This is a genomic window from Methylobacterium platani, assembly GCF_001653715.1.
Taxonomy (GTDB): Bacteria; Pseudomonadota; Alphaproteobacteria; order Rhizobiales; family Beijerinckiaceae; genus Methylobacterium; species Methylobacterium platani.
The window spans coordinates 515-13555 of sequence record NZ_LWHQ01000076.1 but is presented as its reverse complement, the minus strand read 5'-3'; the positions used below and the strand labels follow the sequence as shown (position 1 = coordinate 13555).

The 13041-nt window shown below is 72.6% G+C and carries 10 protein-coding genes and 1 pseudogene; 4 read left to right on the top strand and 7 right to left on the bottom strand.

Going from position 1 to position 13041, the window contains the following annotated elements:
• The first annotated feature begins 152 nt into the window (after positions 1–152).
• The gene (locus A5481_RS28810) at positions 153–2438 is read left to right on the top strand and encodes a lytic transglycosylase domain-containing protein (RefSeq protein WP_064504460.1); all 2286 of its coding nucleotides are present in this window, start codon (positions 153–155) and stop codon (positions 2436–2438) included.
• Positions 2439–2866: 428 nt separating this feature from the next.
• Here the strand turns inward: A5481_RS28810 and A5481_RS28805 are convergent, their stop codons facing one another.
• From A5481_RS28805 to A5481_RS28795, 3 genes are all read right to left on the bottom strand, one after another.
• Positions 2867–3607 carry a Crp/Fnr family transcriptional regulator gene (locus A5481_RS28805; RefSeq protein ID WP_048436556.1) on the bottom strand — a complete coding sequence of 247 codons (741 nt, stop codon included), beginning with the start codon at positions 3605–3607 and terminating at the stop codon, positions 2867–2869.
• Positions 3608–3912: 305 nt separating this feature from the next.
• A complete protein-coding gene (gene htpG, locus A5481_RS28800; protein ID WP_245239125.1) occupies positions 3913–5784 on the bottom strand; it encodes a molecular chaperone HtpG in 1872 nt (623 codons plus the stop codon).
• A gap of 62 nt (positions 5785–5846) precedes the next feature.
• A complete protein-coding gene (locus A5481_RS28795; protein ID WP_064504459.1) occupies positions 5847–6422 on the bottom strand; it encodes a TetR/AcrR family transcriptional regulator in 576 nt (191 codons plus the stop codon).
• A gap of 95 nt (positions 6423–6517) precedes the next feature.
• Between A5481_RS28795 and A5481_RS28790 the strand changes: the two genes are divergently transcribed.
• Positions 6518–7072, top strand: coding sequence for a sugar O-acetyltransferase (locus A5481_RS28790; protein WP_064504458.1), 555 nt, complete (start codon positions 6518–6520; stop codon positions 7070–7072).
• 220 nt (positions 7073–7292) lie between these two features.
• Here A5481_RS28790 and A5481_RS28785 read toward each other — a convergent pair whose 3' ends face one another.
• The 4 genes from A5481_RS28785 to A5481_RS28770 form a co-directional block, all read right to left on the bottom strand.
• Positions 7293–7763 carry a MaoC family dehydratase gene (locus A5481_RS28785; RefSeq protein WP_048437469.1) on the bottom strand — a complete coding sequence of 157 codons (471 nt, stop codon included), beginning with the start codon at positions 7761–7763 and terminating at the stop codon, positions 7293–7295.
• Between the two features lie 2 nt (positions 7764–7765).
• Complete coding sequence (locus A5481_RS28780; protein WP_048437470.1) at positions 7766–9151, bottom strand: MATE family efflux transporter; 1386 nt, start codon at positions 9149–9151, stop codon at positions 7766–7768.
• A 139-nt stretch (positions 9152–9290) separates the two neighbouring features.
• Positions 9291–10205, bottom strand: coding sequence for an alginate O-acetyltransferase AlgX-related protein (locus tag A5481_RS28775; RefSeq protein ID WP_048437468.1), 915 nt, complete (start codon positions 10203–10205; stop codon positions 9291–9293).
• Between the two features lie 102 nt (positions 10206–10307).
• Positions 10308–11381 carry an extracellular solute-binding protein gene (locus tag A5481_RS28770; protein ID WP_082984971.1) on the bottom strand — a complete coding sequence of 358 codons (1074 nt, stop codon included), beginning with the start codon at positions 11379–11381 and terminating at the stop codon, positions 10308–10310.
• A 329-nt stretch (positions 11382–11710) separates the two neighbouring features.
• On the opposite strand from A5481_RS28770, the gene A5481_RS28765 reads away from it, so the two are divergent.
• The gene (locus tag A5481_RS28765) at positions 11711–12400 is read left to right on the top strand and encodes a LuxR C-terminal-related transcriptional regulator (protein WP_048437648.1); all 690 of its coding nucleotides are present in this window, start codon (positions 11711–11713) and stop codon (positions 12398–12400) included.
• A gap of 248 nt (positions 12401–12648) precedes the next feature.
• Positions 12649–13041, top strand: a pseudogene (locus tag A5481_RS34830) (PAS domain-containing protein); the annotation flags it as partial.

Here is a 13041-nt window from a genome sequence, read left to right as displayed (position 1 = left end):
CGGCGCTTCCACCATGGGCCTCCGGTCGTACGAACTCCCGCGACCTCGCGCGATCGCTCCGCTATCGCGCCGGGTCCCGGGTCTTTGGTTTGCCGCATTCTTCGACGAACCGTGAGTGCTTCGTCGGATGATGCTCAGGGGGAACGGGAACCATGCTGCTCTCGCCTCGACGGCGCCGCCTCGCGGTCCTCGCCCTCACGGTGTCGGGTGCCGCGCTGACCTCCCTGTCCGCCCTCGGCGGCTCGACGGTCGTGGCGCCCCCGCCCGAGGCGGCCGTTCCCGCCGCCCTGCCCGCGGCCCTGCCCGCCGCCGCGCCCGCCCGCGCGGGCGAGCGCGCTGAGGAGGACGGCCTGCGCACCGGCGCGGCCCTGGACACCGGCGGCGGGCTGCCGGTCTCGGCCGCCGCCTACGCCGCCGCCGACCCCGAGGCGCCGCTCCCCTTCCCCGCCCCCGACGCGGCGATCAACCCGCCGGCCCCGGTGCCGAGCGTGCCCGATCCCGGCCGGCCGGCCCTCGGCACCGAGGTCGACGGCCCGGCCCTGCGCGGCGCGGTCGAGGCCTATCGGCGCGGCCAGGTGAGCGAGGGCGACCGCATCCGCGACGGGCTCAAGGACCCGGCCGCCCGCACCCTGCTCGACTGGGCGGCGATCCGCGCCGGGGCCGGCATCGGCTTCGAGCGCACCGTGGCGTTCATCCGCGACAACCCCGACTGGCCGGTCGGCGCGATGGTGCGCCGCCGCGCCGAGGAGGCCCTGCTCACCCAGCGCAAGTCGCCCGCCCTGGTGCGGGCCTATTTCGCGTCGCGCCGGCCCCAGAGCGCGCCGGGCAAGTTCGCCCTGGCGCTGGCCTTCCGGGCCGACGGGCTGCCCGAGGACGCCGCCGGCCTGGTGCGCGACCTGTGGCGCGAGGACACGTTCGGCCGCACCCTGGAACTGAAGGTCCTCGACGCCTTCCCGGGCACGATCGGCGAGGTCGACCACCGCTACCGCATGGAGCGGGCGCTGATGAAGGAGGACTGGGACACCGCCGGCCGGGCGGCGGCCTACGCGGGCAAGGCCTACGGCACCCTGGTCCGGGCCCGCCGCGCCGTCGAGGCCAAGGCGTCGAATGCCGGAGCGGCCCTCGACGCCGTGCCGCCGAGCCTGCGCCAGGATTCCTCCTACCTGTTCTCCCGCGCGCAGTACCTGCGCCGCCTCGACCGGCCGGCCGAGGCCGCCGCCGTGATGGCGCTCGCGCCCCGCAATCCCGAGGTGCTGGCCGATCCCGACGAGTGGTGGATCGAGCGCCGCATCGTCGCCCGCAAGCTCCTGGATGCCGGCGACGCCAGGACCGCCTACGCGGTCGCCGCCGGCCACAGCGCCCGCTCGGTCGAGAAGCGCATCGAGGCCGAGTTCCACGCCGGCTGGATCGCGCTCCGCTTCCTCCACGACGCGCCCTTGGGCGCGACGCACTTCGCCACGGCGGCCGCCATCGCCGAGACGCCGATCTCGGTGGCGCGTGCCGCCTACTGGCAGGGCCGCGCGGCGGAAGCCTCGGGCCAGGCGCCGGAGGCGCGGGCCTTCTACGAGCGCGCCGCCGCCCAGCCGATCGCCTATTACGGCCAGCTCGCCCGGGCGAAGCTCGGCCAGGGCTCGCTCGCGCTGCGCCCGTGCAGCACCCTCGACGAGACCGCCCGCACCGCCTTCGAGAGCCGCAACGCCGTGCGGGCGCTCCGCCTGCTCGCGGCGGCGGGCCTCAAGGAGCTGATGCTGCCGCTCTACATGGACTTCGCCCAGCGCCTGACCGACCCGGCCGAGCTCAACGCGCTGGGCGACGTCGCGATGTCGTTGAACGATCCCCGCGCCCTCGTGGCGATCGGCAAGACCGCGGTGCAGCGCGGCCTGCCGCTCGACCGCCACGCCTACCCGACCAACGGCATCCCGTCCTACGAGGCGTCGGCGGCCGTGCCGCAGGTCGAGCGCGCGATGGTCTTCGCCATCGCCCGGCAGGAGAGCCAGTTCGACCCGCGGGCGCAGTCGAGCGTCGGCGCGCGCGGCCTGATGCAGATGATGCCGGCGACCGCGCAGCGCACCGCCCGCCGGGTCAGCGCCGCGTTCGACACCGACCGCCTGACCAGCGACCCGGCCTACAACGCCCGCCTCGGCCAGGCCCATCTCGGCGAGCTCATGGAGGATTGGCGCGGCTCCTACATCCTCGCCTTCGCCTCGTACAATGCCGGCGGCGGCAACGTGAAGAAGTGGATCGACGCCTACGGCGACCCGCGCGACCCGAAGGTCGATCCCGTCGACTGGGTCGAGCGCATTCCCTTCACCGAGACCCGCAACTACGTCCAGCGGGTGACCGAGAACCTGCAGGTCTACCGGACGCGGCTGGCCGAGGCCGGCGACGGGCGCAGCGCCCTGCTGATCGCGGACGACCTGAAGCGCGGGGTGCGGTGAGGGTGACGGCGCCCGGTGCGGTCGGGTGCCGGGTAAGGATCGGCTGTTGTTCCGGTTGAGTCATTAGCACAACCCGGCGCTCATTGAAGGTGTCACGCCTGCGATTTCGCGTATGATAATCACAATATAATAAATTGCTTAATATCAACGATTTCATAAATTGACAATCAGAATTACTGAACGATAATTAGGCATAACTGCCGATGCAATGACTCACACACCAGATATAAACCACGACATAAGAATTTCCGACCTTGTTTTATCGCCTCTATCTTTCGAATATTCCCCGTCATTCTCTTGAGGGCATTCTATACTTTTACTTTATGAGTACGAAATATACGATTGTCAAAATTTCAAGACGCGAAATTGATCGCCCAGCAGCCACGCCCGCCTTTCATCCACCCCGCGCAACCTCGAGCTGCCAGCCGCTAACACTCCGCGTCGAACCGCTCCCCCTCGAAGTCGAGGTGCAGGTAATCCGGATCGAACCGGGCGACCGCCGCCAGGGCGGCGGGGTCCGGGATGGCCAGGGTCTTGTCGCGCCAGTCGATCAGGCCGGCGACGCGCAGCTCGCGCAGGGTGCGGTTGACGTGGACGGCCGAGAGACCGAGCGCGTCGGCGAGCTCGACCTGGGTGATCGGCAATTCGCAGCGCGCGTCCCTCACCCGCCCGACCGCCTCCTGGCGGAAGTAGATCTCGCAGAGCAGGTGGGCGACGCGCTCGCGCGCCGTGCGCCGGCCGATATTGACCAGCCATTCGCGGTGGATCGCCGCCGTGACCAGCACCTCCCACCACAGGGCCCGGGTCAGGCGCGGGTCGGCGTTCAGCATCTGCTGCAGCAGGTCGCGCGAGATCTTGGCCACCGTCACCGGCGTCAGCGTGGCGAGCGCGTGGTCCATCCGGCGCAGCAGGAAGATGTTGAGGTCGCACAGGTCGCCCGGCAGCAGGAACGACATGATCTGGCGGCTGCCGTCGGCGAGCTGCTTGTAGCGGCAGACCCAGCCGCCGAGGATCAGGTTGACGTCGGTCGGCTCCTCGCCTTCCGCGATGATGTCCTGATGGGTGTCGTAGTTGACGATCCGCGCGGTCGCGGCCTGCTGCAGGAGGCGCTTGTCCGCGTCGCTCAGGCGGGTGAACCGTTCGAGCTTGCGGATCAGCGGATTCATCATGCCCCCTCCCCGGCCCGCGGCGCGGCGGCCAGGGGCGCCGTCGTCAGGGCCCCGTCGTCGGGGCTCCCGTCGGTCCGGCCGGGAAATTAGCGTCTGCCGCGCCGCAGTAAAGCGGGTCGACGCGCCACGTCGGGACGGCCCGCTCCCGGCGGTCCGCCACCGGCTTCCTCGGTACCGGCCGGCCGGTACCGAGATCCGCGGCTTGCCCGGCAGCCCCCCGGGACCGGCATCGACTGGCCGGCCCGGTCCGGGCCTCTGCGGCAGCCGCGCACGGGGACGCGGCGCCGAGGCTCGAAGGCGCAGAGCTATCCCTGCGCCAGGGCCGCCGCCACCCGGCGGGCGAAGGCGACGGGGTCGCGGGGCGGGTCGCCGCCCTGGACATGGGCGAGGTCGACGAGGGTCTGGCCGGCCTCCCCGACATCCTCGCCGGCCGCCGCGCGCTCGGCGATGCGGCGGATCAGCGGGTGGCGCGGGTTCAGTTCCAGCACCGGCTGGCCGCCCATCCCGCCGCCGGCGCCGCGGCCGGCGCGGCGCAGCAGGCGCTGCATCTGCAGGTCGGGCCCGAAGGCGGGGGCCGAGAGCAGCACCGCGCTGTCGACGAGGCGCTGGCTCGCCTTCACGTCGGAGACGTCGTCCTTCAGCGCCTCCTTGAGCTTCGGCAGCAGGTCGGCGAGGTCGGCCGGCGCGTCGCCCTCGGCGACCGCAGGCTCGAAGGCCGAGAGGTCGTCGCCGCCCTGCGTGATGCTGCGGATCGGCTTGCCCTCGAACGTGTCCATCCGCTCGGGCCAGAAGGCGTCGACGTGGTCGGAGAGCAGCAGCACCTCGAGGCCGCGGGCCGAGAAGCCCTCGATCTGGGCCGAGCGCTTCAGCGCCTCGACGTCGTCGCCGACCAGGATGTAGATCGCCTCCTGGTTCGGCTTCATCCTGGCGACGTAGTCGGCGAGCGAGGTCCAGCCCTCCTCGATCGAGGAGCGGAAGCGCAGCAGGCCGGCGATGTCCTGGCGGTGCTCGGCATCCTCCCACAAGCCCTCCTTCAGCACCGGCCCGAAGGCCTGCCAGAAGGTGGCGTAGGACTCCGCGTCCTTCGCCCGGGTCTTGAGCTCGGAGATGACCTTAGCCGTCACCGCGCGGCGGATGCGGGCGAGCACCGGGGTGGCCTGCAGCATCTCGCGCGAGACGTTGAGCGGCAGATCCTCGGTGTCGACCACGCCCTGGACGAAGCGCAGCCAGGACGGCAGCAGCCCGGCCTCGTCGGTGATGAACATCCGGCGCACGTGCAGGCGCACCTTGCTCTCGCGCTCCTCCTCGACCGCCATGAACGGCTTCATGCCGGGCACGAACAGGAGCGCGGTGAAATCGAGCTGGCCTTCCGCCCGCCAGTGCAGGGTCGCCCACGGCTTGTCGAAGGCGTGCGCGACCTGGCGGTAGAACTCGGTGTACTCCTCCTCGCTCACCTCGGACTTGGGCTTGCGCCACAGCGCCGTGCCCCTGGTCGAGGGCACCTCCTCGCCGTCGCGCACCAGGGTCACCGGCACGGTGATGTGGTCGGCCCACTTGCGCACGATGGTCTCGAGGCGCAGCGGTTCGAGGTACTCCTCGGCATCGGCCTTCATGTGCAGCACGATGTCGGTGCCGGGCTCGGGCCGGGTGGCGGGGGCGAGCGTGTAGTCGCCCTGCCCTTCCGAGGCCCAGGTCCAGGCCTCGTCGGTCCCGGCCTTGCGCGAGGTGACCTCGACCCGGTCGGCGACCATGAAGGCCGAGTAGAAGCCGACGCCGAACTGGCCGATCAGGCTCGGGCGCTCCTCGGGCTTGGCGTCGGCGAGCGACTGGCTGAAGGCCCGGGTGCCGGAGCGCGCGATGGTGCCGAGGTTCTGCGCCAGCTCGTCCTTGCCCATGCCGATCCCGGGATCGGACAGGGTCAGGGTCCGGGCGGCCTTGTCGGGGACGATGCGGACCTTGGCGTCGGCGGGAAGCGCCAGGGCGGAGTCGGTCAGGGCGCCGAACCGGCGCCGGTCGACCGCGTCGGCGGCGTTGGCGACCAATTCGCGCAGGAAGATCTCGCGCTCGGAGTAGAGGGCGTGGACCACGAGGTCCAGGAGGCGCCCGACCTCGGCGCCGAAGCTGTGCCGCTCCACAGCCTCGGCCGGTCCGGTGTCGCTCGCTCGGGTCTCGCTCACGTGTCGGTTCTCCGGTGGGAACATTTCGTCGCGGGCGGATATGCGGGGCCGGCCCCGGCTTTTCAAGGAAGCGTGAGCGGGGTCTGGCTGAGCCGGGCGACGATCGCCCGCACCTCGTCGCGGCCGGCCGGCCGCGCGTCGACCGAGCGGTGGATCGTGAGGCCCTCGATCATCGCGTCGAGGGCCCGCGCGGTGGCGGGGGCGAAGTGCCGCTCCAGGGCCGCCCGGCTCTTGCCCATCCAGTCCTGCATCACCCGGCGCAAGGCCGGCACGCGGGCGGCGTAGGCGTAGAGCTCGTAGCTCAGGAGCAGGGTGCGGGGCGTCGCCCAGGCTTGGTCGGCTTCGTCGCCGACGACGAGGTCGACCACCGCCTCGCAGGCCTCGTCGCGGGACGTGGCGGCGGAGAGGCGCTCGGTGAAGCGGGCCGCGACCGTGTCGGCGAGCAGCGTGAACGCCGCGGTCAGGAGGTCGTCGAGGCTCGCGAAATGGTAGGTCGTCGAGCCGAGCGGCACGTCGGCGGCGGCCGCGATCCGCCGGTGGGTGGTGCCGGCGACGCCGTGCTCGGCGATCACGTCGAGGGCGCTCCGCAGGAGGCGGGCGCGGCGGTCGGGGTCGTGGCGGCGGGGGGCGGCGGGCAAGCGGGGCGACTCCCGGCGGGTTGGCATCCGGCGACGATATGTACATATGTACGCATCGCGGCCAACCACCAGGCACGAGCCGACAGCGAGGACGAATGACCGGCCAGAAGCAGAGGATGCTCGCGGGCGAGCTCTACATCGCCGACGACCCGGAGCTCATCGCCGACAACCGCCGCATCTCGGCGTGGATGGACCGCTACAACGCGACGCAGAGCCTGAGCCAGCCGGAGCGGCAGGCGCTGATGGCGGAGGCCTTCGCCCGGGTCGGCGAGGGCTGCAACATCCGCCCGCCCTTCTTCTGCGACTACGGCTACAACATCAGCCTCGGCCGCGGCGTGTTCCTCAACTTCAACTGCTGCATCCTGGACGTGGTGCAGGTGACGATCGGCGACATGACGCAGATCGGCCCGGGCGTGCAGATCCTCACCGCCGACCACCCGCGCGATCCGGTCCAGCGCCGGCAGATGCTCGAATTCGGCCGGCCGGTCGTCATCGGGGCCAACGTCTGGATCGGCGGGGGCGCGACGATCCTGCCGGGGGTGACGATCGGCGACGATGCGATCATCGGGGCCGGCAGCGTGGTGACGCGCGACGTGCCGGCGGGTGGCGTCGCGGTGGGGAACCCGGCGCGGCTCAGGGCGGCGGGATGAGGTGAGCCCGTGCGCAGGATCCAGGCGATCCAGCCGTTCCTCCTGCCAGGGACCTGATCCTGAGAGGCCGTCCGAGCGACATCGTCGCCCGGATGGATCGAGACCTCAGGGCATGTCCCGTCCGGAGCCTCGTCCCGAGGCCCTGCTGGACGTGAGCAAAAGAGTCTGTCCCGCTCCGGACCTCACATCCTGAGCGGGGTACAGTCCCGGCCCTCGCCCCTCACCCCTCCGGCCGCTTCACCACCAGCAGGTTCGCCAACAGCACCTGCACCGGCTCGCCGTGCTGGTTGAGCGTGGTGGTGCGGATCTTGGCGAGGCCCTGGCTCGGCCGCGAGCGCGAGGGGCGCACCTCGATCACCTCGCTCTCGAGCCGGATCGTGTCGCCGGGGCGCAGGGGCCTGGGCCAGCGCAGCTCGTCCATCCCGGCTCCGATGATGCCGCCGTGGAGCCGCAATTCGCTGTCGACGAGGAGCCGCATGGTCAGCGCGGCGGTGTGCCAGCCGCTCGCCGCGAGGCCGCCGAAGAACGTGGCCCCGGCCGCCTCGGCGTCGAGGTGGAACGGCTGCGGATCGAATGTCCGCGCGTAGTCGACGATCTCGGCCTCGGTCACGGTCGCCTGCCCCGATCCGTAGACCTGGCCCGGCGCCAGATCGTCGAGATACAGGTCGTCGAGATGGAGGTCTCGCGTCATCGTCATTCCCCTCCCGCCGCGACGAGGCCGGGCTGAGGCGCCCGCTCGCCGCGAAACCACGCGCCGGCGGCGACCGCGCCGGCATTGATGAGCCCGAGCGCGGCGAGCCCGAGGCCGAGCGCCAGGAACACCCCGTCGAGCCCGAGGCCGAGCCGCATCGCGACAAGCCCGCCGCCGACCGAGACCGCCATGCGGGCGAGCCCCGCCGCGAGCGGCCAGCCGACCCGGCCCGCCCCTTGCGAGGCGAAGTAGAGCGCGAGCCCGATTCCCGCGAAACCGTAAAACGGACCGACGAGGTGAAGGTAGCGGGCGCCGACCGCGAGCATCTGCGGATCGTGGCCGAACAGCCCCAGGAACGGCAGCGGCCACAGGGCGGCGGCGAGCCCGATCGCCTCGGTCAAGCCGCCGGCGATCGCGGCCCCGGTCCAGGCCACCTTCAGGGCGCGGGCCCGGTCGCCGGCGCCGATGCAGGTGCCGACCATCGCGCCGATCGGCGCGCCGAGGCCGAAGACGAGCGGCACCAGCAGGTATTCGAGCCGCGCGCCGGTGCCGTAGCCGGCGACCGCGGCCGGCCCGGCGGCGCCCGCGAAGGCGGTGGCGGCGGCGATCGTCACGTTGGTGGTGGCGCTGACGATCGACGAGACGGCGCCGATCCGCAGGATGTCGCGCAAAGGGGCCCAGGCGAGGCGCGGCGGGCGCGGCCCCGGCCGCAGCAGGCCGCGCCCGGCCCAGAGATGGTGGGCGAACACCACCGTGCCGGCGGCGTAGTAGGCGAGCACCGCGACCCCGCCGCCGACGATGCCGAGACCGGGGACCGGCCCGAACCCGTAGATGAGCGCGGGCGAGAGCGGCACCAGCACGGCGGCGCCGACGCTGATGACGATCGCCGGCAGCGCCATGTTGCCGGTGCCGCGGATCACCGCCGCGAGCGCGTTGAACAGCCAGACCAGCACCGCGCCGCAGAACACGACGCCGCCATACGTGGTGGCCGCCGCCAGCGAGGCGCCCTCGCCGCCCATCGCCCGGTAGAGCATCGGCCCGAAGGCGAGGTCGAGCACGGTGGTGAGGAGGCCCAGCACGAGGCCGATCGCGGCGGCGTACCACGGCAGCCGGTCCGCCTCCGCCCGTCGCCCGGCGCCCAGGCTGCGCGCCACCGCCGACAGGATGCCGCCGCCCATGGCGCCGGCGGAGATCATCTGCACCAGCATCAGCACGGGGAAGACCAGCGCCATGCCGGCGAGCGCGTCGGTGCCGAGCCCCGCCACGAAGGCGGTCTCGATCAGCCCGACCAGGGCCTGGACCAGCATGACGACGACGTTCGGGGCGGCGAGCCGCAGCAGCGTCGGCCCGATCGGGGCGTGGAGCAGGCGGTGGGTGCGCGCATCCATCGGGCGGCACTCCTCATCGGGGTCGGCGCGGCCGGCGATCCCGGCGCCGGCCATTTAGTGGCATATGCCAGTTTTTCGTCAAGCGGGGAGCCTGGGGCCTCCGGGCGACGCCGCCGGATCGACCCGGGATTCCCGCCCCCTACGCCGCCGCTCCCAGAGCCGCCAGCCGCTCCGCCTCGACGGCCGCGAGGTCGAAATCGTCCTCGGGCACGCGGAGCAGGAAGCGCTCGACCTGCTCGACGAGGAGGATGTCCGGCAGGACGCGCTCGATGTAGCCCCAGTCGAGGTTCGACGACCAGACGAAGTGGACCTCGCGAAAGGTCTCCGCCAGCATCGCGGTCAGGCCGTTGGGGGCGAAGTTGGCGCAGGAATCGCCGAACAGCACCAGGGTCCGGGGGTCGGCCTCCGGGGAGCGGTTGCGGTAGACCGCATGGGCGCCGGTATGCAGCTCGCCGAGGCGGCCGGCCGTCGTGTAGGCGTCGATCAAGGCGCCGCCGCCGACCCGCTCGGCGTCGCGGAAGAGCCGGTAGCTGCGCACGGTCTCGAGGGGCTGGACGTCGAGCTTGTTGCCGATGTCGAGCACCGCCTCGAACTCGTCGAACGGCCGGTCGAGGAAGTCGGTGCGCGGGGTGGCGCCGCAGGCCCGGCAGACCAGCCGGTAGGCGAGCAGGCAGCCGCGGATGTTCCAGTGGGTGTCGGTGCGGTAGTGCAGGTCCGGCCCGTCGCGCCGCGCCCGCATCGGCCCGAGGAGGTCGATCCAGGCCCGGCGCCCCTTCCACGACCAGCGCATCACCGCGCCGAGGCGGCGGGCCGGACCGAGGCGCGGTTCGAGGGTCAGGCCGTCGAAGCGGTCCTCGTAGACGCTGAGCTTCTCGGGCACCACGAGGTGGAGGTAGCGGGTGCCGAGGCCCTCGCAGCGCCGGATGCGCCGCCGGATGCGGCGGCGCCACAGGCGCAGGACCCGGTCCATCGCGGGGATGCGCCGGTACTGGTCCGCGACCTCGTTGGTGCCCCCGGTGAGGAAGAGCCAGCCGTCCTTGCCCGCGTGATACATCCGGTTCCCTGCCCGCGGCCCCGCCGCGGAATCCGCGACCCGGGCGCTCTGCTACCCCAGGATGGAAAAATAAAGGTGACCGCCGGGCCGGCGGCGCGGCGCTCAGCGTGCGCGGACCTTGGCGCCGTAGCGGCGGGCCCATTCGGCGAGGATGCGGGCCCGGTTGCGGGCCATCCAGGCGGGGTCGCTGCGGATCATCCGCGCCTCGGCATGGAGGGGATAGACCGGGTCCGGGTTCGAGACGCCCGGATAGGCCACGATGGCGAAGCTGCGGGCGTAGAGCGCGTTGGCCTCGCGGCTCGCCGCCCAGTCGGCCACCCGGCGGGCCAGCGCCAGGTGGGGCCGCCCGGCCACGACCGCGAACCCCTCCGTCTCCCAGCCGGTGCCGTCGACCGGCACCACGATGTCGATCGGCGCGCCGCCAGCCTTCTCGGCCGCCGCCCGCATGTCGAAGGAGAGGCCCGCGGCGTAGGTGCCGGCGGCGGTCGCCCGGCACGGCTCCGAGCCGCTCGGCAGGTAGGCGTCGACGTTCTCGTGCAGGGCGTCCATGTAGGCCCAGCCCGCCTCCTCCCCGAGAGTCTGCAGCCAGGCCGCGACCAGGAGGTAGCCGGTGCCGGAGGCCGCCGGGTCCGGCATCACGATCCGCCCGCGCAGGGCCGGGCCGAGCAGGTCGCGCCAGAAGCTCGGGCGCGTGATCCGGTGCCGGCCCGCGACCTCGACGTTGAAGCAGATCACCCCCAGATAGGCGTCCATGCCGGTCCAGCTGTAGGGCGGGGTCGGGTCGCGGAAGAACGGCCGCAGCGCCTCGACGCCGGCGGGGCGGTAGGGATCGAGGAGCCCGGCCGACTCGAACTGCAGCAGGCTCGTGGCCGCGACGCCGAGGAGCAGGTCGGCCTGCGGCGCGTCCCGCTCGGCCAGCACGCGGTCGGTGATGAACCCGGTCGAGGCCCGCAGCCAGGCGATCTCAGCCTCCGGCACGGCCGCCTCGACGGCGCGGCGGATCGGGTCGAGCTGCTCGGGCTCCAGCGCGGTGTAGGCGACGAGCGGTGTGCGCTCCGCGCCGGTCGCGGGAGCGGCGAGCGCGAGTGCCGCGAGCGCGGCCGGGATTCCGGCCAGGACTCGCCGGAGGGCCGCGGCGCACCCTCCCCGCCCCCTCGCTGATGCCCGCCCCCGCATCGTGCCGTCTCTCCCTCCCGTCCGATCGTCGCGTCACCGCGGGTCCGGGTGTCAACGCGGGCCCGCCGCAGGATGGATGCCGTGCGCGACGGTGCGGTGACGCGCCGCAGGCCGCCGTCCGGCTCGCCGTGACGGCCCCACCCTCGCGCACGGGACACCGGCCCGGGATACCGATACCATGTCCATCCATGTCTTCCCCGGCCGGCCGGGCGCGGCCGGGCCGTGCGATAGGTCGTTGATATTGCCAGTTATTCCACGGCGACGGGTACCCACCCGGCCCCGACTTGCTCTAGGATCGAGGCACGGATCGTTTCCAGAGACGCCACGGTATGACCCAACCGACTCCGCCAGTCGCCCTGATCGCGGATGACGACGACTTCTTCCGCCTCGCCGTGGTGGCGATCCTCACCCGCAGCTTCGGCTTCGCCGAGGTCATCGAGACCGGCTCCCTCGACGCCGCCCTCGACCAGCTCTCCACCCGCCGGGGGGCCGTGACCCTGGCGCTGTTCGATCTCGCGATGCCCGGCATGGAGGGGCCCGGGAGCCTGAGCGCGGTGCGCGAGTGCTTCCCGGCCGTCAAGGTGGCGGTGGTCTCGGCCTCGACCGAGCGCAACAAGATCCTCACCGCCCTCGAGGTCGGGGTCCACGGCTACGTGCCGAAGGGCATCGGCTCGGCCGAGCTGACCCGGGCGGTGGGCATGATCCTCGACGGACAGATCTTCGTGCCGGCCTCCCTGGCGGTGCTCGACGGCGCCGGCCCCCGCCCGGCGCTCGAGCCGCGGCCGGCCGGGCCCGACGGGCGCCAGGACGGGCGCCCGTCCCGCATCCCCGACCTGACGCCGCGCCAGCGCGACGTGCTGGCGCTCCTGGTGGAGGGGCGCTCCAACAAGGAGATCGCCCGGCGCCTCCAGCTCGGCGAGGGCACCGTCAAGGTCCACATGGCGGCGCTCCTGCGCAGCCTCGGGGTGCAGAACCGGGCCGCGGCGGCGGTGGTCGGGGCGCGCCTTCTGGCCGACTGACCCGGCCCGCCGCCCGCTCCCTCGTCGCGGGAACGCGCCGGGCCGGCCGGCGCCGCGATCAGTCGTCCGGGCGCAGCGTGCAACGGAACGACTTCCCGATGGTGACCTAAGGTCATATGAATGAAGTATTCCGATACTTGACACTGAGGGCGACTGTCGTATCAGCTTGCGGCGTGGCGGATCGGCTCGCGAGCGTGGCGCGGACACGGCCTGATCTGTCGCGGGGCGGAACGCGACGGGATCGAGCGATGGATCGGGAAGCGATCGGGGCCGAGAACATCCACGCTGCACTGGACGCGCTGCTGAATCTGCCCCCGCTCAGGAAATCGCCGCAGCTCTCCGCCTTCCTGTCGTACGTGGTGCGCGAGAGCCTGGCCGGGCGCGGCAGCCTGCTCAAGTCCTACACCATCGCGACCGACGCGCTGGGCCGCTCGACCAGCTTCGATCCGGCGACCGACGCCATCGTGCGGGTCGAGGCCCGGCGCCTGCGCCAGGTGCTGCAGCAGATCTACGCCGACCCCGCCTGCCCCCTCGCCGTGCGCATCGACCTGCCGCTGGGCCGCTACGAGCCGAGCTTCCGCCAGCTCGCGCCGGCCTCCGACGGGGCGCCCCCGGCCGCTCCGGGCGAGGCCGAGGACGGC